21 protein-coding genes are annotated in these 26,373 nt (G+C 43.7%); 7 read left to right on the top strand and 14 right to left on the bottom strand.

Annotated elements, in window-relative coordinates:
* The 3 genes from CXF82_RS07900 to CXF82_RS07885 all read right to left on the bottom strand — a co-directional run.
* On the bottom strand, positions 1-238 hold a 238-nt coding region (locus CXF82_RS07900; RefSeq protein ID WP_145991674.1), incomplete at its 3' end, for a LysR family transcriptional regulator.
* A gap of 981 nt (positions 239-1,219) precedes the next feature.
* Entirely contained in the window at positions 1,220-1,657 is a 438-nt protein-coding gene (locus tag CXF82_RS07890; RefSeq protein ID WP_101092926.1) for a DUF3069 domain-containing protein, read from the bottom strand.
* Positions 1,658-1,690: 33 nt separating this feature from the next.
* A complete protein-coding gene (locus CXF82_RS07885; RefSeq protein ID WP_101092928.1) occupies positions 1,691-2,215 on the bottom strand; it encodes a phosphatase PAP2 family protein in 525 nt (174 codons plus the stop codon).
* A 187-nt stretch (positions 2,216-2,402) separates the two neighbouring features.
* Between CXF82_RS07885 and CXF82_RS07880 the strand changes: the two genes are divergently transcribed.
* Both CXF82_RS07880 and queG read left to right on the top strand, forming a co-directional pair.
* Complete coding sequence (locus CXF82_RS07880) at positions 2,403-4,286, top strand: tetratricopeptide repeat-containing diguanylate cyclase (RefSeq protein WP_102043966.1); 1,884 nt, start codon at positions 2,403-2,405, stop codon at positions 4,284-4,286.
* A 75-nt stretch (positions 4,287-4,361) separates the two neighbouring features.
* A complete protein-coding gene (gene queG / locus CXF82_RS07875; RefSeq protein ID WP_101092932.1) occupies positions 4,362-5,546 on the top strand; it encodes a tRNA epoxyqueuosine(34) reductase QueG in 1,185 nt (394 codons plus the stop codon).
* A 43-nt stretch (positions 5,547-5,589) separates the two neighbouring features.
* Here the strand turns inward: queG and CXF82_RS07870 are convergent, their stop codons facing one another.
* The 6 genes from CXF82_RS07870 to metE form a co-directional block, all read right to left on the bottom strand.
* Positions 5,590-5,799 carry a dodecin gene (locus CXF82_RS07870; RefSeq protein WP_101092934.1) on the bottom strand — a complete coding sequence of 70 codons (210 nt, stop codon included), beginning with the start codon at positions 5,797-5,799 and terminating at the stop codon, positions 5,590-5,592.
* 206 nt (positions 5,800-6,005) lie between these two features.
* On the bottom strand, positions 6,006-6,530 hold the full coding sequence (locus CXF82_RS07860; RefSeq protein ID WP_102043964.1) for a protein disulfide oxidoreductase: 525 nt from the start codon (positions 6,528-6,530) through the stop codon (positions 6,006-6,008).
* A complete protein-coding gene (locus tag CXF82_RS07855; RefSeq protein ID WP_101092940.1) occupies positions 6,530-7,309 on the bottom strand; it encodes a DsbA family protein in 780 nt (259 codons plus the stop codon). Before CXF82_RS07855 ends, CXF82_RS07860 begins: the two co-directional genes overlap by 1 nt.
* A 120-nt stretch (positions 7,310-7,429) precedes the next feature.
* Positions 7,430-9,493: a protein-disulfide reductase DsbD family protein gene (locus CXF82_RS07850; protein WP_102043963.1), complete on the bottom strand. Its 2,064-nt coding sequence runs from the start codon at positions 9,491-9,493 to the stop codon at positions 7,430-7,432.
* Positions 9,494-9,688: 195 nt separating this feature from the next.
* Positions 9,689-10,024, bottom strand: coding sequence for a hypothetical protein (locus CXF82_RS07845; protein ID WP_102043962.1), 336 nt, complete (start codon positions 10,022-10,024; stop codon positions 9,689-9,691).
* A 237-nt stretch (positions 10,025-10,261) separates the two neighbouring features.
* Complete coding sequence (gene metE / locus CXF82_RS07840) at positions 10,262-12,532, bottom strand: 5-methyltetrahydropteroyltriglutamate--homocysteine S-methyltransferase (protein WP_102043961.1); 2,271 nt, start codon at positions 12,530-12,532, stop codon at positions 10,262-10,264.
* 175 nt (positions 12,533-12,707) lie between these two features.
* Between metE and CXF82_RS07835 the strand changes: the two genes are divergently transcribed.
* A complete protein-coding gene (locus CXF82_RS07835) occupies positions 12,708-13,610 on the top strand; it encodes a LysR family transcriptional regulator (protein ID WP_102043960.1) in 903 nt (300 codons plus the stop codon).
* Positions 13,611-13,666: 56 nt separating this feature from the next.
* On the opposite strand, the gene CXF82_RS07830 is transcribed toward CXF82_RS07835, so the two are convergent.
* Positions 13,667-14,395 carry an HDOD domain-containing protein gene (locus CXF82_RS07830; protein WP_101092950.1) on the bottom strand — a complete coding sequence of 243 codons (729 nt, stop codon included), beginning with the start codon at positions 14,393-14,395 and terminating at the stop codon, positions 13,667-13,669.
* A 334-nt stretch (positions 14,396-14,729) separates the two neighbouring features.
* On the bottom strand, positions 14,730-15,323 hold the full coding sequence (locus CXF82_RS07825) for a GDSL-type esterase/lipase family protein (RefSeq protein ID WP_102043959.1): 594 nt from the start codon (positions 15,321-15,323) through the stop codon (positions 14,730-14,732).
* 407 nt (positions 15,324-15,730) lie between these two features.
* Between CXF82_RS07825 and CXF82_RS07820 the strand changes: the two genes are divergently transcribed.
* Positions 15,731-17,887 (top strand): TonB-dependent receptor, encoded by a 2,157-nt coding sequence (locus CXF82_RS07820; RefSeq protein WP_102043958.1) that lies wholly within the window; start codon positions 15,731-15,733, stop codon positions 17,885-17,887.
* A gap of 91 nt (positions 17,888-17,978) precedes the next feature.
* On the opposite strand, the gene lgt is transcribed toward CXF82_RS07820, so the two are convergent.
* Positions 17,979-18,764 carry a prolipoprotein diacylglyceryl transferase gene (lgt, locus tag CXF82_RS07815; RefSeq protein WP_101092955.1) on the bottom strand — a complete coding sequence of 262 codons (786 nt, stop codon included), beginning with the start codon at positions 18,762-18,764 and terminating at the stop codon, positions 17,979-17,981.
* Between the two features lie 678 nt (positions 18,765-19,442).
* Between lgt and CXF82_RS07810 the strand changes: the two genes are divergently transcribed.
* The 3 genes from CXF82_RS07810 to nhaD all read left to right on the top strand — a co-directional run bounded on the left by CXF82_RS07810 (position 19,443) and on the right by nhaD (position 23,939).
* Entirely contained in the window at positions 19,443-20,462 is a 1,020-nt protein-coding gene (locus tag CXF82_RS07810; protein WP_102038161.1) for an aspartate carbamoyltransferase, read from the top strand.
* Positions 20,463-20,490: 28 nt separating this feature from the next.
* Entirely contained in the window at positions 20,491-21,780 is a 1,290-nt protein-coding gene (hemL, locus tag CXF82_RS07805; RefSeq protein WP_101092959.1) for a glutamate-1-semialdehyde 2,1-aminomutase, read from the top strand.
* A 911-nt stretch (positions 21,781-22,691) separates the two neighbouring features.
* Positions 22,692-23,939 carry a sodium:proton antiporter NhaD gene (nhaD, locus tag CXF82_RS07800; RefSeq protein WP_101092961.1) on the top strand — a complete coding sequence of 416 codons (1,248 nt, stop codon included), beginning with the start codon at positions 22,692-22,694 and terminating at the stop codon, positions 23,937-23,939.
* 101 nt (positions 23,940-24,040) lie between these two features.
* Here nhaD and CXF82_RS07795 read toward each other — a convergent pair whose 3' ends face one another.
* Together CXF82_RS07795 and CXF82_RS07790 are read right to left on the bottom strand one after the other, a co-directional pair.
* The gene (locus CXF82_RS07795; protein ID WP_102043957.1) at positions 24,041-25,057 is read right to left on the bottom strand and encodes a general secretion pathway protein GspB; all 1,017 of its coding nucleotides are present in this window, start codon (positions 25,055-25,057) and stop codon (positions 24,041-24,043) included.
* Positions 25,057-26,373, bottom strand: a 1,317-nt coding sequence (locus tag CXF82_RS07790; protein ID WP_102043956.1) for an ExeA family protein, incomplete at its 5' end; no start/stop codon positions are given. The genes CXF82_RS07790 and CXF82_RS07795, both read right to left, overlap by 1 nt.

Here is a 26,373-nt window from a genome sequence, read left to right as displayed (position 1 = left end):
GCTCATCTATTTTTTTGAACCCGTTATCTAGTTCCGAGTGAATATTTTCAAGAAAACTTGTCATTTGAAGCTTTCCTGACACCCTAACTAAGAGAGCATCATTCAGCTGTAGTCTAAGGGCTGCCAGATCTTTACTTAAAGAACTAACTGAGCGAGACATCTTGATAGAAGCGTCTTTCAGGTTCCCATATTTTGATAACTCAATCAGTAACCTAAGCTTATTGTAATCAACTTCCATTAGTATCCCATTCTAATATTTAGTGAATCCATCATCGTAAAAAGTAAACAGGTGCTTATTTACAATCTGCTGGACTGAATTATAGATCCCAATAATATAGAAATGTAATAGTCTCCTTTTTTATTAAAACTGACTTCCCACTTACAAAGTGAGCAGCAAAGAATTTCTTTTGACCATAGTTCAGTAGTTATAGAATGATAATCTAATAATTTCAAGCATCACTTGAAATTTATCTTAGTACCTCATCGCATTATTTCTATAATTACAGATGCCCTCCGCCTGTAAACTGAGGCATGGTGGTTACAAAGCGGCGGAAGGAACGCCCTAGGGTGTGATAGTCCCTCCAACTCTTATGTTGTTTGCCGGTTAAGTCCATTGCACATGGATGGGAAAGGCGATAGCATCAAATTTATAGAATACGCTGATGATTTCGTGATTACGGATACTTCAAAGGAAGTGCTCATCAATGAAATCAAACCGCAACTTGTTCGATATCTACAAGAAAGAGGATTAATACTCTGCAAAGAAAATGCATGGTACCCATATCAATGTAGCCTTTGATTTTCTCGAGTTTAATATCAGTGGGTACAGCAGGAAACTACTTATTAAAGCTAGCAAGAGCAATGAACTGTGCGTTTAACCTTGTGCAAATAGCCCATACACCGATAAGAAGACACGTGAACAGGCCCTACAATCCTGAATATTAAACTTACTTAAACGAATGGAAACTCAGTAATGAAAGGCTGAAACACTTAGTTTAATCCTGTCTTGCCAGCTTTGTGAGGTTACAGAGTAACGTAATATGCCTTAGTAGAACTTGAGCCGTATGCAATGAGGTTGCACGTTCGACTCTTAGGAGGACGACCTTTGGCAACGGGTATCCCCTATCCAACAATAATAAGTCATCCAGACACAAAAAAGGCTACGGTTTAGTTCCCCCATAGCCTCAGTCTTTAACCCATTTTACACAAACGTAAGGGTTTACTTACCTTCGATAACGGCTTTAATGCTGTTAAGCATTGAGCGATCGGTACGGGCTTTCTTCAGCTTACGAACACTCTCTTTGAGTGAAGCATCTGATAAACGGGTGAAAATACCGTTGTATTCTTTCTCGGCGATCTCATCATCTGAGTCGGCCATGTCGGCAATATCTTGTGCTACGCGGCTCAATTGAAACCAAGCATTAGCAATATAAAAACCGTGAAAATCTTCTTGCGGCAATAGTGCTCTGGCGCTAGCAGGTAAGGCGTTCCAGCCACTATTGAATTTAAGATCGGTATCTTCAATCAACTCATTACAAAGGTTGGCATAAGCTTCTAACAAGCTCTCTGGGATTTGATCCATTGGCATAACGGTATTACACACGTTTAATGCCACCAGCTCAGCACGAGCTTTATATTCAGCGTTTACTTCAGTCATTTTTTGATCTCTATTACAATTTTACAATACGGCCTAGAAAGTGCCGCTAATATACACGCCATAATTGCCGTTACCTACAATTGGCGTGATGGTAATGTCTTTATATGGGTCGGTAAAGTATAAGCCAGATAGTACACCGATTGCCGCGCCCGCTAACACATCCTCGAGCTGATGCTTATCGCTTTCTACCCGTGTATAGCTAACATATGCCGCGCCAACATAGGCAGGAATAGCCCACTTCCAACCATAGCGTTGCTGTACAAATGTGGCTGCAGCAAAGGTATCAGCAGCATGTCCTGACGGAAATGAATCATCACCCGAACCATCTGGACGCTCTTTATCTACCGTATATTTAAGCCCTTCGACAACAAGACGAGAAACCACGCCAGTCTTAACCAACTGCCATGCGCCCTCGTAGTCATCTTCGTACATTAAACTGCCACCGAGCGCAGCGACTGGAATGAGAAGATGTAAAATATCACCTGATTGCTCTAAATCTGATTTAGCTGATACTGACCAACTCATCAGCATCAGCAAACAAGCCAAAATCTTTTTCATTACATTACCTTTGAGGATTTAGTCCTTTAAACACGGCGTTGTTATACAGATCCCAACTAGTAAATGCAAAACTTGTCGGCGGCAATATTGGCTTGCTAGCCTTAGTGACCAAAAAATGACTCTAAAAATATTATATCGTGTATGCTAACCATGAATATCAATGACTTCAGGACTAAGCAAACGCTAAATGCCAAAGCCGTTTTTGTTAGTAAAAATCATGCTATTTGCAAGCTTACTTTCAGTGAGTTCATTCTGCTATGCCGAGCAAAGCAACACAGATAAAGCCGATGCGCTATTTACCTTGATTAATAGCGGTACTGTGATTAACAACCAAACGCTTAACACCTATATTGAACGACTAGAAGCAATAATCGCTAAAGATGATACTTCAAGACAACTGCAGCTAACTCGCGTGCGTTGCTGGGCATTTGATCCCAACGAAGCAGACCAACTCTCCAAAGCTTTAGCCTTTGCACAACACGCATTAACCAAACCAGATTTAGCTGACTTCCCAAGCCATAAATTAGACTTAGAACTGTGCCAAGCTTGGTTTACTGAGCAGAATGGGGATGTCGAGTTAGCGCTAAAAGGCTATAACAAGGCGGTAAATGATGCATATGCATTAGAAGACCTACGTCTGATTGCTGATGCCAGAAGTATTCGCGGTTACTTAAATTCCTACCAAGGAAATTTCACCCAAGGCCTTGAAGACCTAATCACCTCTCAATCTCTGTATCAAAGTTTAAATTTGCCTGCATGGGTAAAGTTCAACCTTTACGAGATAGCCACCAGCTATCGTCGTTTTGGCGATCAAAAAAATGCGATTCGTTATTATAAAAAATTGGAACATAGCTACATCACAGACAAAGACTTTGATGCCGCTATTGCTGTAACAGTTTCCATTGCTATTGCCGAAGAAGAGTTAGGTAATTTACAGACCGCCAAAAAACTTTTCGAACAAGGCTACTTATACTGGAAAGCCAATAAACAAGAGTTACAACAAGCAAGGGTAGCGGTAAATATGGCTGGTACCTTGATTAAGCTAGGTGACTTTAAAAAAGTTAATCAATATTTAAATGAAGCTGAACCTTTTATTTTGCCTACCGATGAAGCCTTTTACAGCTTTATGCACCTATTTAGAGCGCAAACATACCTTGCCAATGGCAAGTTAATTCAGGCTCACGAAAGCCTGGCATTAGCACGAGCAGCCTTCAAGCGTGTAAAAAATATCCGAGGCTTAGCAGAATTGCAGCTAGTCGAAAGCCAAATATTTCTGAGTCAAAATAACTGGCAACAAGCTTACCGCGCGCTTAATGAGTATGTGAAGCAACATAAAGAACTCGATTTAAAGCGGCTTTCAAGCTATACAACTGAAATGCGTACTCGCTTTAATGTTGATCAAATAGAAGCAGAGAATCGCCACCTGATAGAAAATCAGCGGCTCAAGGAGATTGAGTTTGCGATGTTAGAGCAAAATAAAATCCAGCAAGGGATCATCATTTTTCTCGGCAGCTTCCTTATCATTATTATTTCCTTTTTTGCTTATAAGCAATCGCAAAAGAACAAATTATTATCGGAACTCGCACTGACTGACCATTTAACACAATTACCTAATCGTCGTTATATCTATACCAAAGCGCAGCGCTGTTTTGAGGAAGCAAAGAAAACACAAACGCCGTTATCTGTGATTATATTTGATGCTGACCATTTTAAACTTATTAATGACAACTTCGGTCACGAGGTGGGCGATCACGCGCTAGTACTGCTTGCTGATACCTGTCGAGAAATACTCTCCTCCGAGTACCCAACTGCACGCGTTGGTGGCGAAGAGTTTTTGATAATCTTACCCGAGACTGATAAAGCTCAAGCGTATAAAATTGCTCAGAATCTTATAAAAACAGTCTGTGAGGCTAACTTCTGCAAGTTTCCACGGGGCTTTGCTCTAACCATCAGTGCTGGAGTTGCTGGCCTTTCTACCACAGATGATAAGCTGTCACTGCTCCTCAAAAAAGCTGACGATGCGCTCTATCAAGCCAAAAGCAATGGACGCAACCAAGTAAAAATGAGTTAGAGAAGAAGGCGGGGATACCTATTCCCTCCCAATAACTGCTATCATTAGCCGTTACTTCAAGCCGTTATTAGAGCTATGCCAGACACTCCTTCACTACCTGCAGCAATTGATACCTTAACGCCCACTCAACTCGGCGAATTGGCCCTTAAAATTAAAACCTGGGGTCAAGAGTTAGGTTTTGCGCAGATCGGCATTTGCGACACAGATCTAACGGCCGAAGAACCTAAACTGCAGCAATGGCTAGACAACGACTACCATGGTGACATGGGCTATATGGCTAATCACGGTATGATGCGTGCCAGGCCACATGAGTTACACCCTGGTACCCGAAGAGTCATCTCCGCAAGAATGGATTACCTGCCCCCTAATGCAGGCTTTGCCACCAATCTAAAAGATCCCAACTTAGGCTATATCTCGCGGTATGCAGGCGGCCGAGACTACCATAAAATGATCCGTAGTCGACTCAAAAAACTGGGAGATCGAATAGAGGCTGAACTAAAAGAGATGGGGTTCAGTAAATCCAACTCCCGTCCTTTTGTCGATTCAGCGCCGGTGCTAGAGCGGCCTCTCGCCGATAAAGCGGGCTTAGGCTGGACGGGTAAACACAGCTTACTGCTCAATCAAGAAGCTGGTAGTTGGTTTTTCCTCGGTGAGTTGTTTATCAACCTGCCTCTGCCTGTCGATATTCCGGTAAGCGAGAACTGTAACACCTGTGTGGCCTGCATTAAGTCATGCCCGACTAACGCCATTGTCGAGCCTTATGTGGTTGATGGGCGCCGCTGTATCTCCTACCTTACCATTGAACTACAAGGGGCTATTCCGGTCGAGTTTCGTGAGGCCATAGGCAATCGAATTTACGGTTGTGATGATTGCCAACTCGTTTGTCCTATCAATAGTCAGGCACCTATCACCGCTGAACAAGATTTTCACACTCGCACTCCGTTACAGCAACCTGAATTATTGACGTTATTTGCATGGAGTGAAGCTGAGTTCTTAAAGCTAACCGAAGGCAGTGCGATCCGCAGAATAGGTCATCGACGTTGGCTTAGAAATATCGCTATCGCTCTTGGCAATGCACCGACTTCAGCATCCATCATGTCGGCACTTGAAGCGCGCAAATTATCGGATGAAGTTGATGAGATGGTAGCTGAACATATTGACTGGGCACTCGAACAACAAAGTACCAAACAGAGCCTATTAAGCCGTAAAACACAGCGGGTCATTCGGACGGTAGAAAAAGGGTTGCCACGAGATGCCTAAAGGCTGCCCACAATAGAGTAGCCCTTCGGTATATTAACTGTATTTATTTGGGATTAAGTGTAAAACCTACTTTGATTGTCACTTGCCAATGAGCCACCATCCCCTCCTCCAAATGACCCCGAGTTTCGGTCACCTGAAACCAGCGCATATGCTGTATTGACTCATTTGCCGCCGCAATGGCATTTTTTATTGCATCATCCGAACTAATCGGGGATGAACCTGTAAGCTCAATAATCTTGTAAGTATGACTCATGGCTAGCTCCAACGCGGTTAAACACAAAGATGTTAACCAGTATAGAACACCAATGACGGCGGTGTTTTCCATTTCATTTATAATGATGAAGTGCTTAGCAGAGTGCAGATCACCGATAACTCTTCAGTGCAAAAATATAATAGATAATAAAAAGGTAGCCGACTTGGCTACCTTAGACTGAATACAACATGAGGGAACAGCTGGCTTTATGCCAACAGCATTCGCCACCACATTCCTGGTAAGCTGGTAAAACCACTGGTATAGAACTGCAGTTCACCGTCTTTAATCACCATCAACGTCGGCGTCACATTGACTGAAAAGTCTCGGGAAAGTAGCCCCTTCTTATCATTAACCACGGGGAAATCATATTGTTTGTGCTTCAAATACTGGCTGAGTTTTTCATCACTGCCGGAGTTCATCGCCACAGTCACCACCGAATATTGTGACGCCATTATATCAACCGATGGACTAACAAAGCTGCACACTGGACACCATGTTCCCCAAAAGTACAGCAGAACAGGCTCCTGATAACTCATCGCCAGAATATCTACGGGCTCACCATTTAGAGTCATCGCTTTTAAGTCTGGCAGATTATCGGTGGGGATATCTTTACTGCGCCACAGATCTAACGCTGCAGAAAACAAGGTGAAAACCACCAGCATAATAGCTATTTGTTTAGCCCCATAAAGTACTTTACTCAATAGGGATTTAGAGGCATTCGGCTTCGTCATTATCCTTGTGCCTTAAGCGCTTTTTCAACCTCTTGTTTAAGCGTTTCAAACGGTACTAAACCAGGGATTATCTGCTCACCAATAATCATACTTGGGGTTCCCCGAAGACCGAGTTGTCGCATTAACTGTAGATTTTCATCCACAATGGCATCCACTCGGCTGTCATTTTTACCCAGCCACTTCTGCGTGTGTGTTAACTTGGCCACTTTGGCGATAGTCGCGGAGTCGAGCCGGCGAGGCGCTGCCATCAAAGTCTTTTTAAGTGCAAGGTATTTTTCAGGTTCATTCAGCCAAACCGTTTGCGCCAATTCGACCGCTTCTACAGCACTTTGTCCCTGTAACGGTACCATTTTAATAATGATTTTCAACTGAGGAAATTCGGCTATTAATTTTTCCAACTCTGGCTCTAATTTTTTACAATAAGGACAGTTAAAATCGGTAAAATAAACCATGGTAACGTCTGGCGACTCAGCGCCTTTCCATGGATCTGTTTTTGTATTAAATAGCGCCTGTTGATACTGCTTGATGAGCGACTTAGCGCTCGCTTTCTGCGAACCTTGCTCGCGTACTTGCATAGCAATAATCGCCTCTTTAAGCAGATCTGGGTCATTGAGCAGCATCTCTTTCAATATCCCCTTAACTTCTTGCTGTTGCCCTGCACTAAGCTTACCTTCATCCGCTTTAACACTTGCGCTACTCACCGTTTGAACCCCGATAAATGTGAATATGACCGCTAGAGCCACGCCTATTATGCTTTTTGCTTTTACGCTTAATGTCATCTTAATACTCTCTTAAAAATACTACCTTCAAACGGTCCTTTTAACCGTTTTCAGTCATATAGGTTTAGCTCGCTAGCGTCTGTCACTATAGTAGCTAGCGAGTTAGGTTTGCCGTATACGCTAAAAAGGACCTTTAGCAGAGGCTTTATTGATCGCTGCGATCACTTCCTTTGAAGACAAAATCACAGGCAGTTCGATCCCATCAGGAGCATTGGGCCCATAAACCACATTAAACGGTACGCCATAGCGATTATGGCTCTGTAAATAGTCGGTAATAGGCGCCGAAGGTTTAGTCCAATCACCGATAACAAGATCTATATCTTTTTGTTTTAAGCGGCTATAAACAGGGTCTTGTAATATCACCCCGACTTTATTGGCTTTACAGGTAATACACCAATCTGCGGTCACATCAACGAAGACCACTTTCCCTTCAGCGACTTTTGCCTGAATGTCACTTTGTTGCAGTGGAGTCCAACTAAGATCTGTGGGTAACGGACGCGCCCAGTTATCTGATGTGGCAAAAGCAGTTATCGCACTGACAAGAATACCCATGCTAATACTGGCGATCACGGCAGCAGAGCCATGAACCCTAGCCATCAACGTGATAAATAACAGCACTAATATCGCCGCAGCAACCCATAGAATGCCCGTTGAAATGAAGTTGGCTAATAAGCTAATAAGCCAAAGACTGGTGAGTAACAATAAGCCTGCAAAAATAACCTTAACCACATTCATCCAGCGACCGGGCTTTGGAAAGTAATTCGCCACTTGCGGGACTGCCGCGACCATCAACCATGGTAACGCCATTCCGACAGCTAAGGCCGTAAAGATAACAAACAAGCTGATAGCATCTGCCCCAAGTGCAAATGCGACTGCAGTGCCTAAAAAAGGTGCGCTACAGGGTGTGGCCAATAGTGTCGCGAACATCCCTTGTAAAAAGTGACCACGGTTGTCATTGCCACCGGTCGTCGCCAGCTTTGTTTGCACACTAGAAGGCAAGTTAATTTCAAATGCCCCTAACATGTTTAAGGCAAATACAGAGGTGATCAACGCCATAAAGCCAATAAACCAAGGGTTTTGGAATTGCACGCCCCAACCTATTGCTTGTCCGGTGACTTTTAGGGTAAGAATAAAGCCCGCTAACAGCCAGAAAGAGACCAAAATACCTAAAGCTGACGATAAAAATTGTTGTCTTATCTTAGTTTTATTAAATTCTGGCGCGGCCACAACTGCACTTAACTTCATACCGAGAACCGGTAACACACACGGCATGACATTCAAGATCAAACCACCGAGTAGTGCTATCAGCAACATAGTCAGTAATGACGATCCACTATCAATAATATCCACCGCGGTCACCGGTGCGCTGTACTCAATAGCCGTATCCGCCTCTATCACAGTGACATTTAACGATTTACCAATGAGATCCGTTTCTCCTAACCAACTGCTACCATCAAAAATGGCTTTTAGTTGTTTAACCCCTTGATCATTGGTACTGGTTTCTACCTTTTTTAATTTAAAGGTAACGTCGGGTTCACCATCAATAATCAATTGCGGATATTGCCAATCGCCCTCGTTTAGTAACACTTCAAGTTGTCGCTTTTCTTGATCCCAACCAAGGTTAATGTCGGCGTCAGTCTTATGCTGTGGCACGCTCGATGTTGCCTTGTTATAGGCAAACATCGCGGCGGGATCCGCTGTCATACGCTTAGGATCAATGTTTAGGTTTATTTCATAATCGGTTAACACGCAGATGTTGGTACAGCTAGATAATGTGAGCAAACCTTTAATTTTAATAGGTTTATTAATATCCTTACTCTGTAATAACATCGGAAACATCACATCATGCTTATATCCAAATGTCTGTAAACCCAGTAATGAAAAGGCTTCTGGTGTGGGCCAGTCCCAACTTACATTGGCAAGGTTTTCCGATTGTTCCCAATCAATACTAGGAGCAATGCCGCCTTCTCCAGGGCTGCGCCAATAGGTTTTCCAATCACCGTCAAGCTTAACCTCTAACACCGCCGGCAAGGTCTTGCTTACGGGATCTAGCTCGCCAGTAAGCATGAACTTAGCGGTAACTGGCGGGTGATTTGGATTTTCAATCCACCCAGTAGATTGGGCAAAGGTTGAGCTCGATATTAACAAGCCAAATATCAGTAAAAAGGGTTTAACAATTTTCAATTTCGTCTCCGTAGCAATGCATAATCTCAGCTCTCTAAGCAATAAAGAGGCTGAGCTTTTTGAGCTAAGTCGTTATGCTGTCAGCACATTTTCAAAAGGCTTACTGAGTCACAGTAAGCGCAAAATATATTGATAAAAGATGGTGTAAAGCGCAAATAGAGTCAGTTTAGCGGTAAAGCTAATGACTTTTATACGTTACTCTTGAAAACGACAAAAAAAGAGGTGTATTCGCCGTGGTTTAGGCAGAATCGGAACATCGAGAACCCAATGTAATTGGCGGAAAACGATAGGTAACAGTGGAATGAAAAACAGCAATAGCAATACAAGGCTTAGATTCGGTTCATCCATGCAAACCCGTAAAGATTTTGCAGATAGCTCACAAGGCTTTACGGTTAATTCATCCAAAGATTGTTCTGCCGTCCAACTCTGCGTGCTGAATTGCGGCACATCATGGCTAATAATCTGATTGATAGTATGAAATATTCGACTATTTTGCATCAAACATAAAAAAATCAGCACAGTAAAAACCATGACGACTCCATTATTAGTGGTTTGTTTTTTGCAAAAAAAGCGAATAACGAACTCCAGAACTATCGATTATCACCAGCGTCATGCGCCAATAACAGATAAGACCGAGCTTTAGCAGATTTAGTTCATCAAGATATAGAAATAACTTTGTCTCGATGTAATTAAGTTCAATTTGAGTCCAATGACACTCACTGAAGTTAAGTGTCATTGGAGCTATTATTGAGGATAAATATAGCCCTCTTAGTTTAATTTTCTACGGAGGATCTTGGTGGCTTCAACAAGATTGATCAACGCTGGCTCAACTTCATCCCAAGTACGTGTTTTAAGACCACAATCAGGGTTAATCCACAGTTGCTGCACATCGATTTTTTGCACTGCTTTTTCCATTAATGCCACAATGTCATCAACCGACGGAGTGTTCGGGCTGTGAATATCGTAAACGCCTGGACCAATTTCGTTCGGATAATTGAAATCTTCAAATGCGTTCAGCAACTCCATCCGTGAACGTGAGGTTTCAATGGTAATCACATCCGCATCCATTGCAGCTATTGCGGCGATGGTTTCATTGAATTCGCTGTAACACATGTGCGTGTGGATCTGGGTGTCATTTACCACACCTGCTGCGCTTAATTTAAAGGCATTAACCGCCCAGTTAAGATAGTGATGCCAATCACTCTTTTTAAGCGGTAAGCCTTCACGAAACGCAGGTTCATCGATTTGAATAATACCAATCCCCGCATTTTGCAACTCGACCACTTCATCACGAATCGCCAAACCAATCTGAGTCGCTATCTGTTCACGGCTGATATCTTCTCGGGCAAATGACCAATGCAGGATGGTTACCGGACCTGTTAGCATGCCTTTCACCGGTTTTTCAGTCAGACTTTGAGCAAATTCAGCCCACTCAACCGTCATAGCACTGCGGCGCGATACATCACCATAAATAAGCGGCGGCTTAACACAGCGAGAGCCATAGCTTTGTACCCAACCAAATTGCGTAAAGCCGACACCATCAAGCTGCTCACCAAAGTATTCAACCATGTCATTACGTTCAGCCTCACCATGCACTAATACATCAAGACCAAGCTTTAGCTGACGTTCAACCGTATCTTTAGTGACTTGGCGTAATTGCTCATTGTAGATTTCTAGTGTGATCTCTCCTTTACGCCAGCGACCTCGTAAACCACGAATAGCAGGGGTTTGAGGAAAGCTTCCAATCGTCGTCGTGGGTAATAACGGCAGTTTATATTTCTGCCTTTGCGCTGCTTGACGTATTGTAAATACATCATCACGCTCGTAATCAGCCGCGCTTAACCCTGCAACTCTGGCAATGACATCTTGATTAGCCGCTTTTGCTCTAACGGTTCGTCGCGCTACACACTGCTTAACAATCTCAAGGCTTTGTGTTGAATTAGGATCTATTAACAACTGCTTAAGTTTGCTCAGTTCAGAGAGTTTCTGTTTTGCGAAAGAAAGTTGCTGTTTCAATTCTGGCGCTAATTGGGTTTCTACTTCCAAATCGACAGGACTATGCAGCAATGAACATGATGGTGCTAACCAGAGTCGCTGCTTAAGATCATTGGCCACATTTGAGATAGATTCTGCAATATGGTCCAGTTCTGCCGCCCATACATTGCGGCCATTGATGACACCAACCGATAGCACCTGTGTTGCTCTTAACGTGTCAACAAATGGCGCGAGCTGCTCGGGTCCACTAACAAGATCAAGATGTAACCCTGCTACGGGTAACTTAGCCACCAATGTATGATGATGGGCGATGCTACCGTAATAACTTGCCAGTAGAATACTCACTTCACTGCTTGCTAGCGCTTGGTAAGCTTGAGTAATCGCCTCGGTCCACTGACTATCTAACTCGAGCGCTAAAATAGGTTCGTCTAACTGCACCCATTCAACGCCTTGCGCCATAAATCGAGCCAATATTTTACCGTAGGCGATTAATAGCGCTGGCAACAATGACAGTTTATCAAACTCACTATCGACCGTTTTTGCCAAGTATAGAAATGACACAGGCCCAAGCAGTACCGGTTTGGCTTGATAGCCTAACGCCTGTGCTTCTGCGACCTCTTCAAATATTTGTTCATAGCCAATACCGAATTGTTGATTTTCGGTGAGCTCCGGCACGATGTAGTGATAGTTAGTATTGAAATACTTGGTCATTTCTGCAGCGGGAGCGTCTTTTCCTGTTGGCGCTCGGCCACGACCGACGCGAAACAAAGTGTCTAGGTCTATCCCATTTTCACCGCGGTGACGAATGGGGATCACATCTAAAGTGGCACTCAAATTAAGGATCTGATCATAATATGCAAAATCCCCAACCGGGATTAATGAGACTCCAGCATCAGCCTGCCAGCGCCAGTGTGTTGCACGTAATTCTTTAGCAGTATCGAGTAGATCATTTTGACTACTCTCTCCTCTCCAATACTTCTCTACAGCGAACTTCAATTCACGTAACCGACCTATTCTAGGGAAACCCAAACTATTTAATTGCATATTGTATACCTTATAGTGTTAAGATGAGCAAAATTCAGGCATACGCTCATCTGAATAGCATTATTCTAATATCCATCAGGATGTCTGGACGTCTAGAAGTTTATTGTGATAGTCTCTTTCATCGCAATCGAAATGAATTCAAGAGCAACATGAGAAAATTTCATCTGAGGATAAAATGATAGAGCTTAGACATTTACGTACATTAGTAGCCCTTAAGGAAAGCGGCAGCCTCGCTGGAGCTGCCAAGAAACGCTTTGTCACACAGTCGGCACTGTCTCATCAGATCAAAGAACTTGAAACCAGGATTAATTCGTCCATTTTTGTGCGAAAAAGTAAGCCTCTCTCTTTCACCCAAGAAGGTGCCAGATTGTTAAATCTGGCAGAAGATATTTTACCTAAAGTCATTGAAACTGAGTTTGACCTCAAAAAGGGACTTGAAGAGGGCGATAACAAACTTGGTGTCGGTATTGAATGCCATAGCTGTTTTCGCTGGCTAATGCCCGTTATGGAGCAATTCAGACAGGAGTATCCACAGGCCGATCTCGATCTTTCGAGTCGCCATCTTTTCGACTCTCTCAACGCGCTTGAATTAGGGGAACTGGATGTGGTGTTAACGTCAGATCCGGTACCAGGACAAGCAATTGCTTACCAACATCTTTTTGACTTTGAAGTGCGACTTGTTGTGTCCAGCGATCACCCGCTTGCAAAAGAGCAATATGTCACCCCGAAACAACTCGAAAACTTACCTATTTTAAGTTACCCAGTGTCGCTAGAACGTTTGGATATTTATCGCCATTTCATGGAACCTGCGGGCATTCAAGCAGGGCCGGTGATTAAGTGTGATCTCACCATGATGTTACTACAACGCATCGCGTGTAAAGATGGTATTGCTGCGTTACCAAACTGGTCTATTAGCGAAAGCTACGGCTTAAACCTCGTTAGCATTAAATTGGGTAGCGAAGGGTTAAAAAGACCCTTGTTTGGTGCTTATCGCAGAAATGGGGCTAGTGCACGTTTAGCGCAGCATTGGCTAGAGATGGTGGCAAAGGAAGGGATTTATCAACAGAAACTCGACTAACGATTTAATACTGTTACTCATAAAAAAAACCTGCTAACAGCAGGCTTTTTTATGTTCTATAACGGTCGCAATAATAGCTTTCTTTTAGCGAGCGTGCGCCGAAGCACCAATCCTGGTGAAGCAGCATTATGTGTTTGGCGTAAATTATGTGCGATCAAAAACTCATCACGTAACTCTTCATCGAGCCCCAATGATTCGAAAGCTTCCATCGTCAACGTTTGTTGCTGATTTTCAATAACGGCTTTAAGCACACTAAGCGAGTAGGGCTTATCGTTATCATGGTTTAAATAAGCAAACGCAGTCAACGCGATGATGTCACCAAATACGCTAAATAATGCTAATGTTTGCACTTCATCTGGGCTGATATCAAAGCTATTCATTTGATGTAGGCTATCAACAGCCTCTGTTGCAACGGCTTCAGTCAGTGCCCAGTAACCATGAACTAGTTTTTTATATGGCTCTTTTAGCTCATCTAACCTTTCTTTCAAATAAAAGGTAAACGCATAACGATAGATGTTCACCTGCCCTAGTCTCACTAAAGCATCTTTCAATGAACGATTCTTTATGGATGAGGCCGAGATTTGATTCGCCGTACTGCTGCGCCACAGTAAGTGCGCCGATAACGCCGGATCTGACGAGACAATATCAATCACATTTCGAATATCACCATCAGCAATGATGGCTTTTTTTAACGGGATAAGTATCCCTCTACGGCCAATTACCTGCTCTTCATTGCTGATAATAGCGCGTACTTGAGTAAATACCTGCTGCTCAAGATCTGTCATTTCAAGCGTTAAACCTTTTATTATATTTATTGATATACGCAATCAGCTTAAAGCTCTTAGCCATTGGTATTTGGGGCCAAGCCCTCATTCCCTAGCTTACCAAGTTTCAGCCATCTAATGCGCATTTAATTTCGTTCAGTGAATAAATCTGTGATTCGATTAACAGTCCAAATAAAGACTGCACTAGTGCGACAAATCCAAGTAATTAGTCTGTTTTATTCGCTGGCAGTTGCTAAAGTCCTCAGCGACTCAGTCAGGAGTCCAATGTACGTTGAGTATTCCTCAACTAATTTTTACTGATAATACTGCCTACGGCATCATTTACCATGATTTATCACTGGTTTATCTTTTCAAGTATGGACTTGGCGAGTGCTAAGTAGCCACTATCATTAAGGTGGATGGCATCTGACTTCTGACTCGAACGACTCAGTAAGTCGCTGAGTACGTCCTCAATGAGCACTAATCGATACTCGTCTGCCAATTCAGCATAAATAGGCGATGGTGATAGAAACAGACTTTTTTGAGGCACTGCTACCAACAATACTGTCACCCCCTGCGATTGAGCTTGTTCAATCATGGCTGCCAAATTAGCTTTAGTGCTCGCTTTAGACTGATTTCTGAGAAAGTCATTACCACCTTCAAGCAAAATGAGTAGTTCAGGCAAGTGTTTTGCTAATACGCTAGGCAACCTCTTAGCACCTTGACGGGTTGTTTCTCCCGACACCCCTGCATTAATCACATTTAGACCACTCATATTTGCCAGTTGACTAGGATAATCCATCCCTTTTGTCGCCCCTACACCTGCTGTTAAGCTATCACCGAATGCGATAACGGTAGCGTTATTCGACAATGCTGTCACTTTGGGTTCTTGGCAAGCTTGTAGCAGCAGTGTGAGCGACAATATAATAAAAATTAGGCTATTTCTCATTAGAGGCCTGTTATTTCAGTTGCAAGGAAAGATGCCGGTTAGCATACAAGTTATTGGCTTCAATTTGAAAGCTCAACTTAGCACTCGCTTTAACGACAGAGCGTCTGTAAATTTGTGTTTAATTTCACATATAATTTCGCCCAGCCCTCGGGTTTAAACGCCTAAAATTCATCCACTAACGTTATAAAACCATTCAAAGAAAGTCATAATTTAGATCTAAATCACAATCCTTATCATTTGCATTAAACTAATTGAACTTTACATAGACAGCAGAAATGGGCTTCGACATAATCGCCATCAACAATAATCATTATCATTTACAATGCGCGGTTAACACACCTTAAAGGATTGCTACACCAAGGGAAGGGATTGATTTATTACGGTGTCTCCGCTTTACGGGATCTATCATGAAGTTTAAGACCTCTTTAGTCGCACTGTCGATTTCAGCTACACTACTGCCACATATTGCTCAGGCTCAAGATGAAGATATAGAAATCATCACCGTCACCGCTAGTCGAATGGATAAGCCTGTCAGCTCCATTCCTAATACTGTTACCATCATCGACCAAGAGCAATTAGAAGAGCAGTTTCGTACCACTAAAGACCTCTCAACCATCATTGGCAATTTAGCGCCGAGCTTCTCTCCAAGTCGCCAGAAAATGAGCAATACTGGTGAGACACTGCGTGGCAGAGCCCCGTTAATCATGATAGATGGTGTACCGCAATCGAATCCACTGCGCAGCGGCGGTCGTTCAGGGCAGACGATTGATCCCGCAATGATCGCGCGCATTGAGATTATTCATGGTGCCAACGCCATGCATGGTTTAGGTGCCCAAGGCGGCATCATCAACTACATCACTAAAAAACCCACCGGCGACAATGAGCACCAAGTAAGTTTTGATGTCAGTGTGCCTAACAGCCTAGACGGTGATGGCATTAGCTTTGGTACCAGCTATGCCTTTTCTGGTGAATCAGAAAACTTAGACATGATTGGTTCTGTCAGTTACCGCAATAACGGTGTTTATTACGATGCTAACGACGACATGATTGGGGTTGATACCACTCAAGGCGAGTCGATGGACAGCCAAAGTGCCGATTTCTTTATCAAACTTGGCCACGATTTCGATGAGTCTCGATTGGAGCTAATGGTTAACCATTACAATATGGAAAACAACGGCAACTATATGGCCGTTAAAGGCGATAAAGAAAACGACGTGCCTACTGGCGCAATCGAACAAGACCAGCCTTGGGAAGCAGCCAACAATCAAGTCACCACCACTAGCTTGACCTATATCCATGAAAACATTGGCGGTCAGCAGCTAAACCTACAGTTTTTCAATCAAAATTTTGAAGCGGTTTACGGTGGTGGTTGTTGGGCGAGCTTTTACGACCCAAGCATGGAAGGCAGCGATCAGGTCACAGTCTGTGGCACTGGCACCAACGGCGAGTCTCTCTACTATGAGCAATCGCGTAATAAGTCAGTTAAATGGGGCATGAAAGCATCAATGCTGGCCAAAAACATCGCCGATTCTGGTGTCAGTATTGCGTACGGCTTGGATGTCTTCCGCGACACAACTGAGCAAGATATGGTGGTCAGTGGCGCCTCTTGGGTACCTGAAAGCACCTACGATAACATTGCGCCTTTCGCGCAAATAGATTACGACATCATCGACAATCTAACCCTATCGGGTGGCGTGCGTTATGAATACGCTAAGCTCAATGTCGATGATTACAAAACGTTATACGGTTACGGTGACAAACACATCGAGGGTGGCTCACCCGATTTTACCGAAACGCTATTTAATATCGGCGTTTCTTATAAACTGAACTCCGCGCTACGGATCTACACCAGCTACAACCAAGGCTTTGGTATGCCAGACGTTGGACGCGTACTCAGAGACGGCGATAACTTTCAAGGCGTGAACCCAAGTATTGAAGATAGCTTAGCGCTAGAGCCTATTGTGACTGACAATATTGAGTTTGGTGCCGATTACCAAGGTGACAACTTCTCAGCCAAAATCGCTTATTACCGCTCATCGAGTGATTACGGCTCACGCATGGTCGAAAAAGGCGATGGCAGCGGCTCGTTCGTGATTAAACGCGAAAAGAGTGTTATTGAAGGCATCGAGTCGAACATCACCGCTTACCTAGGCGATCATGATGATGTGGGCGTTAATATCGCAATCCAAAATGGCGAGTACGATTCTAATAATGATCAAAGCGTAGATACTGATCTAGATGGTGCCAACATGTCACCCAATCGTATTAACCTATTTTGGACCCATAACTACGACAACGATATCTCTACCCGAGTACAAGCAAATTACTATATGGATAAAGACTTTAAAAACGCGGATAACGATGTGTACGCCAACTTTGATGGTTACACCACGGTTGATGCATCTATCGCTATTCCAGTCTACGACGGCACCCTAAGCATCGGGATCCAGAACTTGCTCAACGAAGACTATTACACTTACTACTCACAGACTGTCGGTACAGACACACGTTACTTCAAAGGCATGGGGCGCACCGCCACTATCGGCTTTACACTACCGTTTTAATAACGAAATCAATAGACATTAAAAAAGCCACTAGCGTTTAACGCTAGTGGCTTTCTTTTATCTCTAATCAAGACTCAAGTTTAGCCGTTCATCATCCCTTACGCTTACGCACATAAGGCAGTACTAACAGTGCAACACCAACGAGCAAGAATGGAATACTCAACAGTTGCCCCGCGCTAAATGTCCATGCATCAGCATAAACGGCTTGTTTAACCTTGACCATCTCGATAGCGAATCGCGCACTAAAGACTAATACCAAGAACAAACCAAAGATAGCGCCGTGCTTCTGCTTCATCTCAGTCAGCTTATAAACCGCCCATAACAACACAAATATTAATAAGTAAGCTATCCCTTCGTACAGCTGCGCTGGGTGGCGAGGTAGCATATCAACTCGCTCAAAAATAATTCCCCACGGTGCATCTGTCGGCAAGCCCAAGATCTCTGAATTAACAAAGTTGGCCATCCGCACGAAGAAGCCAAAGATAGCGGTCGCTATCGCCAAGCGATCGAGTAAAAACAAGAAGGGTAGCTTAACCTGACGCTGGTAATAGTAGAGTGCCAAAATAGCCCCTACACCCCCACCATGGCTGGCTAACCCACCTTCCCATATCGCGAAAATTTTCATTGGATGACTGAAGTAATAAGCAGGGTCATAAAATAGACAATGCGCTAAACGCGCACCAACAATAATGCCGACAACGCAATACATCAGTAGGTTATCCAGCGACTCTACCGGCAGTTTTTCCTTTATATATATACGCTTCATTACCTGAAAGCCCGAGGCTATCGCTAGCGCAAACATAATGCCGTACCAATGTACTTTAAGCCCCATAAAGCTAATCGCTACAGGGTCTACATTCCAAATTATATGGTCCAAATTTAACCTTCCAGATCTATGTCTTTAAATCAAAACGCCTAAAACTATTGCGCAGTTTTACCCTGCAACAAACGATTTAGCAAGTGCTAACAACCATATACATAGTGGCTGTAGATCTTTCACGGTTGTTTTTGCCGCAGTTTATTGGCTATTTTAACAAGGCGTAGACTATGTCGTTTAGTCATTCTCCACAAATAGCCTACAACACCGTAAAAATAGCCAAGAAGCGCGGCCCTTAGGGTTCGTTTCAATACTTTTAGTCTTTTACAACTAGAGTGCGTTACGCGCTTTTCGCTTAGGTTGCTAAATCATCGCTCAAGCCTTGTACTAAAATAATTATTCCTTACGGTAAAGAATCGAACAAAAACCAAGCTCGAAAGATCAGCAGCCCCTAAACTCATGGGAACTTAATTAGTTCTCTAAAATGTGACCTCATTATTTCAATCTGATCATCAGCACGGCCGACATCTTCAAATTGCGACGATATTAACGGTCATTTTGGGTCGAAAACCCATCCAACTGTAAACATTTAGGTGAGCATATTCAATTGCGCGCATATTCCACTGCAACAGAATTTTTGCTATAGTGCCGCCTCAGCCACCCTACATAAATTTAGGGCTCACTAGCCGCGATTTATCGCCTGCTATAAAGCCCCCCAGAAATTGGAAATATAGGCTGATGACTCAGTTTCAAGGTTCACATATCCTCTCGGTAAACCAACTTAGTTTGGATTCCGTACAGAACATATTCAACGTTGCCACCCGAATGACCCCTTATGCTTTAAGACAAAAACGCACCACCGTCTTAGATGGAGCTGTATTGGGCAATCTTTTCTTTGAACCAAGTACGCGTACTCGCATCAGCTTTGGCTGCGCGTTTAGCTTGCTCGGTGGCAAAGTGAATGAAACCGTGGGTATGGCGTCATCCTCTTTGTCAAAAGGCGAATCCTTATATGATACCGCCAGAGTGCTATCGAGCTACTCAGATGTGATTGCGATGCGTCACCCTGAAGCATTTTCAGTTAAAGAATTTGCCGAGGGCAGTCGTGTTCCAGTCATCAATGGTGGTGATGGCTCAAACGAGCATCCAACTCAAGCATTACTAGACCTGTTTACCATTCAAAAAGAGCTCGCTGCAGGTGGGCGTGATATTAGCGGCATGCATATCGCTATGGTAGGCGACCTGAAATTTGGCCGCACAGTGCATTCACTTTCTCGACTCTTGTGTATGTATAAGGATGTCAGCTTCACGTTAGTGTCACCGAAAGAGTTAGCAATGCCTGACTATGTGATCAATGACATTGAAAATGCTGGGCATACGATCACAATAACAGATCAACTTGAAGGCAATTTAGACCGCGCTGATATACTCTATCTAACGCGTATTCAAGAAGAGCGCTTCCCTTCGCAAGATGAAGCAAATAAATACCGTGGAAAATTTAGATTAAACCAAAGTATTTATACAAAACATTGTAAATCGAACACAGTGATCATGCATCCGCTGCCACGAGATTCTCGTAAGCAAGCAAATGAACTGGATAACGATCTTAATAACCACCCTAACCTCGCCATCTTTAGGCAGGCTGATAACGGTTTATTAATTCGTATGGCACTGTTTGCACTGACGCTTGGTGTTGACTCTCAATTAGAGCAATATGAGCGCCCAGTTAATTGGTATTCACGAAAAGCTGAATTTTAATCAAGCTACTGACTTTTAAGGATCTAAAATGACCCGTTCCGACGAACTCTTTGAACAGGCTAAAAAAACCATTCCAGGCGGCGTTAACTCTCCAGTCCGCGCATTTAGTAGTGTTGGTGGTGCTCCACGTTTTATTGAAAAAGCCGATGGCGCATATATCTTTGATGCCGACGGTAAAAAATACATCGATTATGTTGGCTCTTGGGGCCCAATGATCTTGGGACATAACCACCCAAAAATTCGTCAAGCAGTACTTGCTGCGGTTGAAAACGGCTTATCATTTGGTGCGCCAACTGAACTTGAAGTCACTATGGCTGAAAAAGTCATCGAAATGGTGCCTTCAATGGAACAAGTTCGTATGGTGAGTTCAGGTACTGAAGCCACTATGAGTGCTATCCGTTTAGCACGTGGCTTTACTAACCGTGACAACATTTTAAAGTTTGAAGGTTGCTACCACGGCCACGCTGACTGCTTACTCGTAAAAGCAGGTTCAGGTGCACTCACTTTAGGTCAGCCAAGCTCTCCTGGTATTCCTGAAGATTTCGCCAAGCACACTTTAACGGCAACTTATAATGACCTTGATTCGGTTAAGGCACTATTTGAGCAATATCCAGATAGCATCTCTTGCATCATTCTTGAGCCTGTTGCTGGCAACATGAACTGCATTCCACCAGTTGAAGGTTTCTTACAGGGCTTACGTGCAATCTGTGACCAATACGGTGCATTGATGATTATCGATGAAGTAATGACGGGTTTCCGTGTCTCTAAGGGCGGCGCACAAGGTCACTACGGCGTAACACCGGATCTAACAACACTTGGTAAAGTGATTGGCGGCGGCATGCCAGTGGGGGCTTTTGGTGGCCGTAAAGATGTGATGCAGTTTATTGCGCCTACTGGCCCAGTTTATCAAGCGGGTACACTGTCAGGTAACCCAATAGCAATGTCTGCAGGTCTTGCACAATTGGACGCGCTTTGTGAAGACGGTGTTTACGAGCAACTCGCCGCTAAGACACAGTATGTTGCAGAAGGCCTTAAAGCATCTGCAAACAAGCACGGCATTCCAATGGCAATCAACTACGTTGGCGGCATGTTTGGTTTCTTCTTTACAGAAGAAGAGCAAGTGACCTCATTTGAGCAAGTGACCAAGTGCGATGCTGAGAAATTCCCAGTGTTTTACCATGGCATGCTCGATGAAGGCATTTACTTAGCACCAAGCGCTTATGAAGCAGGTTTCATGTCACTGGCTCATGGTGAAGCAGAACTGGAAGCAACGCTTGCTGCTGCTGATCGCGTTTTTGCAAAAATGGCAAAAGGCTAGACTTAACGCATACAGCTAAGGTTATAGACCCTAGTTAACGTCAAAGGAACACCTAGGTGTTCCTTTTTTATGGGCTTAATTTTAGATAATAAAAAAGGATGCTTTCGCATCCTCTTATATCGTAGCCACAGCACTAAGTATTTGACCCATTCAGAGCACCTCAGACTTTTCAATTCAAGACGCATTAGTGAAGCAATGGTTATTCCCGTTTAAGCCAATGCAAAGCAGAAGTGGAAAATCAGAGTCGCTTAACGAGTGCGGCCGACGTTTAAAGTAAATGGCAAAGCCCTTTAAGCTTCGTTGTCGGTTTTCGATATACGATTAAGTGGTCTATTTTGTTCCATACAAAATAAGACATTCCCGCCCTCCTTGGCGGTCAGATCCAGGAGATACGAGTCCGCGGATGGACGAAGGTAGAGCTATTACCAAGGATGCCAGAGCCGAGTATAACGATTAGTTTCAATGCCCCATCTTGCCTACAGGGCTTTTAATTCCCACATAATGGTCGAACTTTTAATACAACGGGTATAAGTTTTAACTATAAAGTCCATCATCTGACCATGCCTATTTTCCGTTATATAAATTCAAGTACATGTTTTTGCTTAATGGCAATAATTTCTTATTCAATCTCTCTTAGTTAAGCTATCTACTGCGTGTATTTTAACCACGAAAAAACAGTCATTGTCGCTACACATTAATAACAAGTCAGCGGTTAACACTAAGTTATACAAAATCCACAGTGTTAAGCTCACGTTTCTGCAATAACTTTGATCCAGATAACAGTTGCGTTCTTATTTATGCTGTGGTCTGATCGCCGCGCTCTAGCAAGGAAAGCTTAAACAAACCTTAAATTAGAGCAAGCCTGTACTGATTTCAGTATCCAATATAAAAATCTGTCTGTGAGTAGCCCTATGTTGTACGCATTTTTAATATCGCTAGCTGTACTCGCGTTGTTGAGTATTGTGTTTGAAGAAGTTACCCATCTAAATAAAGCTAAAACCACTCTGTTTTTTGGATGTATCTCTTGGATTGTGCTCTTTATGGCCGCGGGAGATCCCAGCCATGAAAAGTTAGTCGAAGAACAACTAAACGAAAATCTGCTGGAAATTGCCACCTTATGGTTGTTTCTGATGTCTACCATGACCTTTGTTGCGTATCTCAATGCCAAAGGAATGATCCAAGTACTGGTGCAAAAGCTATTTCCTGAACGTGTATCGGTGCGCATGTTAATGCTGCAAGTGGCATTGTTCTCACTGGTACTTTCCGCTATTTGCGACAACGTGACCGCAACGCTCGTTTCTCTGGGCTTACTCACCACTTTCAACCTAGAAAAGAACATACGTAGACGCATGGCCGTGCTCATCATTTTTGCGGTTAACTCGGGTGGAGTCGCGCTTATCACAGGTGATGTGACAACCTTGATGATCTTTCTTGGTGGCCATGTCCATATGTCAGAACTTCTGATGCTATCTATACCTGCTGCGGTTAGCGTCATGCTGCTAGCAGTGCTATTTTCACTTAAAGCTGAAGGCGAAGTCTGTACGACACCCATTAAAACAGAGGTTCGCTCAGTTGATATCGGTATCGCTGTCATCTTCTTTACCACGATTGTAATGACAATGGTGTTAAACATATTATTTGGGATCCCTCCAGTACTCACCTTTTTAACCGGACTGTCGGTGATGTTCCTTGTTGGGCATACAACACGCAGCAATAAAGAGGAGCTGCAGATCCTGGAGTATATCCGTCAAGTTGAATACGACACCCTGTTGTTCTTTTTAGGGATTTTATTGCTTGTAGGCATGCTTAAAGAGATTGGCACCTTGGATCTATTAACTCAGGTTTATACTCAGTTTGACCCTAACATCTCCAACTTTGTTGCCGGTATTGGTTCTGCGTTACTTGATAACGTGCCATTAACCGCGGCATTATTAAAAGCCGAACCCGCGCTTAATACACCGGAATGGTTAGGGCTGACATACTCAGTTGGTGTTGGCGGATCTTTACTTGTTATCGGCTCAGCGGCCGGCATTATCGCCATGAGTAAAGTAAAAGAACTGACCTTTGTTAGCTATCTTAAATATGTGCCGGCTCTAGCCCTATGTTATTCAGTCGGCTACGCACTGACCTTACTGTTGGCTTACCATTTCTACGGCTAGCACGACCAACAACAGAAAGTGATACGCACTAAAAAGGCCTAACGATTGTTAGGCCTTTTTAGTGACGATACAGCTCGAAGAACAGTTGTCAGTAGATTCACCTAAATTGCAGGGACCTTAAATTCGGTGCCCTGTATCGACAACACCACATCTCGAGGTCTAATCTCTACAATGGTGAGTTTACCTTGGATCTTATCGCCCTGCTGCAGTTCAGCGCCATCCACATTCAACCAGCGATTGTCCTCAACACTTGAGTATACATGCGCATTAATAGAAAATTCTGGAACCTGTAACTGCAAGCCTGCGGGTAACTGCCCGTACTTAGGAATACTATCCGTTTTTGGCGTGGTAGGGATAGGGTCTAATGCTGGCTGAGTCACCGGAGTGGCAAATGCGTTTTCTCGCTCGATATCCTTAAGCGCAGCTTCAAAAGCGGCAACGAGGTTATTGTCATTTTGTGGTTTCGGCTTTGAATCTAAACCAACGTCTGCAGCTGCAAGATCAACTTCGTATTGCAGTGATGCCAACATATCTTGACCACGTTGATTAGCATTAGCGCCCAATATAATCGGATCGGGTTGATTGCTAACGGCTTGCGGCTTAACTTCGTCAGGACTCTCGTCCGCTTCAATACTCTGTTGCGCTTTAAGTACTGCCGCGAGTAAATCGTTACCTTCTGCATCGTTCGACGTTGTCACTCTGCCAGCGGGTACAAACGATGTTTGACGGGCTTGAGGTCCACTGTTAGGCATTGCCCTTGCTACAGGTAACGCGACTTTGCCAGCAAGCTTTACACTTGCGTCATTAGCCTCAAACTGACGACCCGCCGCTGATGCAATATTGAGCGGTGTATTCGGTTGGTTCTGCTCCGGTGCGATTGCAAACGTTTGATTAGCGACGTTATCGTTATTATTGTTTTCTACCATGAACATTTGGCTCAATAACCACGCTAACGCAACGCTAAGTAACAGTAAAGCTGCAAATACCACGGCGCGTTTAGCCATTTGATGCTCATGACTAACCGTCTTATATTGGGCTCTAGGCGTCATTACAACATCATGTTGGATACCTTGAGACTGCTGTTTATCTCTCGTCACAGCATCGAGTAAAATTGACATTAATACAACCTCTTAGATTGACCTAAACGAGGTCCGACATCACTTAAGTAGAGGTTTAACTGCACCAATGTTTGTGCTCCGGCAATACCGTCAGCCGCCAATCCATGTTGCCGCTGAAATGCTTTTACTGCTTGCTCTAACTGGCCGTCAAACTGATACACTAATCGAGGTGATGATTCTGTCACAATGGCTAAACTATTTTCTAACCACTGCAATTGAGCCTGATTGGCAGACTTACCAATTTCACTGACTTGATTGTGAGGTGCTTGCCAAAGTATTTCGAACGTACCGCTAAAGTGTCGCGTAAACCAGTCTCGTTTAACCCACAACTGTTGCTCATTAAGTTGCAGTAACATCTGCTCACCTTGTCTTGCGACAACAGTGCCATAAAATGCTTGTTGCTGCTCATCGACAAGGTAAACAACGGCGGGGAAGTTTAACCTCACTATCGAATTCCAGTTACCCTGCTGCTGATAACAAGACAAGCCTTGTTGCTGCGCAGATTGACAGGCGGATAGACCGATATAAGGCGCTTTCTCCCACAAGCCTAAGATACTGGCATAAGCGGTGTCGATATCACGACTTTGTGCCATCGCATTTTTGAGTACTCGCTGACTGCTGCTCAATGTTGCTGTTGTGGTATCGACCTCGCGGCTGGTACTTCTATCATTAGAGGCTGAAGCTGGAAAACGATTAAGTTCTGAATTTGTGGTGTCGTTTGCCGATTGGCTAAAGAGGTAAAACGCCCCCGAGAAAGTCAATATTATTGATGCCGCTAAACCGATGGGAAGCCAGATGTTTTTCTTTTCAGGTTCTTCACCTAACACTTCTCGTGATGCCATATTGATCATATTTTTATCAATAGGCACTTTAGATTGCGCATAACTGGCCATTAACGCACGTTCGCACAACAGGTTAATTAACCTGGGGATGCCATCACTGTGCTTATGTAATGTCTTAATGGCACTTTTATGGAATAAAGGTTCATGTCGACCCGCCACTTGCAGTCGATGCTGAACATACAGTCCAACCTCTTCGAGCGTTAACGGCAATAGGTGGTAGCGAGCGGTAATTCGCTGTGCTAACTGGCGCAACTCTTGCCGTTTAAGCAGCTGCTGTAACTCTGGCTGGCCAATTAGAATCACCTGCAATAACTTCTTGGTATCGGTTTCTAGATTAGTCAGTAATCGCAGTTGCTCAAGCACTTCCGCTTTAAGGTGCTGCGCCTCATCAATGATAAGTACCGTATTACGGCCGTTACTGTGATTATTGAGCAAAAATGTACTGATACGGTCCGTCAGTTGTTTAAGGCTTGG

Source organism: Shewanella sp. GutDb-MelDb (assembly GCF_002836075.1).
GTDB lineage: Bacteria > Pseudomonadota > Gammaproteobacteria > Enterobacterales > Shewanellaceae > Shewanella.
This window is presented reverse-complemented; position numbering and strand designations above follow the sequence as displayed.

Bases quoted from the DNA above. Each gene is read 5' to 3' on its own strand.
- CXF82_RS07810 (WP_102038161.1), top strand. From the start codon at position 19,443: ATGACTCAGTTTCAAGGTTCACATATCCTCTCGGTAAACCAACTTAGT.
- CXF82_RS07795 (WP_102043957.1), bottom strand. From the start codon at position 25,057: ATGTCAATTTTACTCGATGCTGTGACGAGAGATAAACAGCAGTCTCAA.
- CXF82_RS07820 (WP_102043958.1), top strand. From the start codon at position 15,731: ATGAAGTTTAAGACCTCTTTAGTCGCACTGTCGATTTCAGCTACACTA.
- CXF82_RS07855 (WP_101092940.1), bottom strand. From the start codon at position 7,309: ATGACATTAAGCGTAAAAGCAAAAAGCATAATAGGCGTGGCTCTAGCG.
- CXF82_RS07890 (WP_101092926.1), bottom strand. From the start codon at position 1,657: ATGACTGAAGTAAACGCTGAATATAAAGCTCGTGCTGAGCTGGTGGCA.
- CXF82_RS07870 (WP_101092934.1), bottom strand. From the start codon at position 5,799: ATGAGTCATACTTACAAGATTATTGAGCTTACAGGTTCATCCCCGATT.
- nhaD (WP_101092961.1), top strand. From the start codon at position 22,692: ATGTTGTACGCATTTTTAATATCGCTAGCTGTACTCGCGTTGTTGAGT.
- metE (WP_102043961.1), bottom strand. From the start codon at position 12,532: ATGCAATTAAATAGTTTGGGTTTCCCTAGAATAGGTCGGTTACGTGAA.
- CXF82_RS07845 (WP_102043962.1), bottom strand. From the start codon at position 10,024: ATGGTTTTTACTGTGCTGATTTTTTTATGTTTGATGCAAAATAGTCGA.
- queG (WP_101092932.1), top strand. From the start codon at position 4,362: ATGCCAGACACTCCTTCACTACCTGCAGCAATTGATACCTTAACGCCC.
- CXF82_RS07830 (WP_101092950.1), bottom strand. From the start codon at position 14,395: ATGACAGATCTTGAGCAGCAGGTATTTACTCAAGTACGCGCTATTATC.
- CXF82_RS07835 (WP_102043960.1), top strand. From the start codon at position 12,708: ATGATAGAGCTTAGACATTTACGTACATTAGTAGCCCTTAAGGAAAGC.
- CXF82_RS07825 (WP_102043959.1), bottom strand. From the start codon at position 15,323: ATGAGAAATAGCCTAATTTTTATTATATTGTCGCTCACACTGCTGCTA.
- CXF82_RS07885 (WP_101092928.1), bottom strand. From the start codon at position 2,215: ATGAAAAAGATTTTGGCTTGTTTGCTGATGCTGATGAGTTGGTCAGTA.
- CXF82_RS07880 (WP_102043966.1), top strand. From the start codon at position 2,403: ATGCCAAAGCCGTTTTTGTTAGTAAAAATCATGCTATTTGCAAGCTTA.
- CXF82_RS07860 (WP_102043964.1), bottom strand. From the start codon at position 6,530: ATGACGAAGCCGAATGCCTCTAAATCCCTATTGAGTAAAGTACTTTAT.
- hemL (WP_101092959.1), top strand. From the start codon at position 20,491: ATGACCCGTTCCGACGAACTCTTTGAACAGGCTAAAAAAACCATTCCA.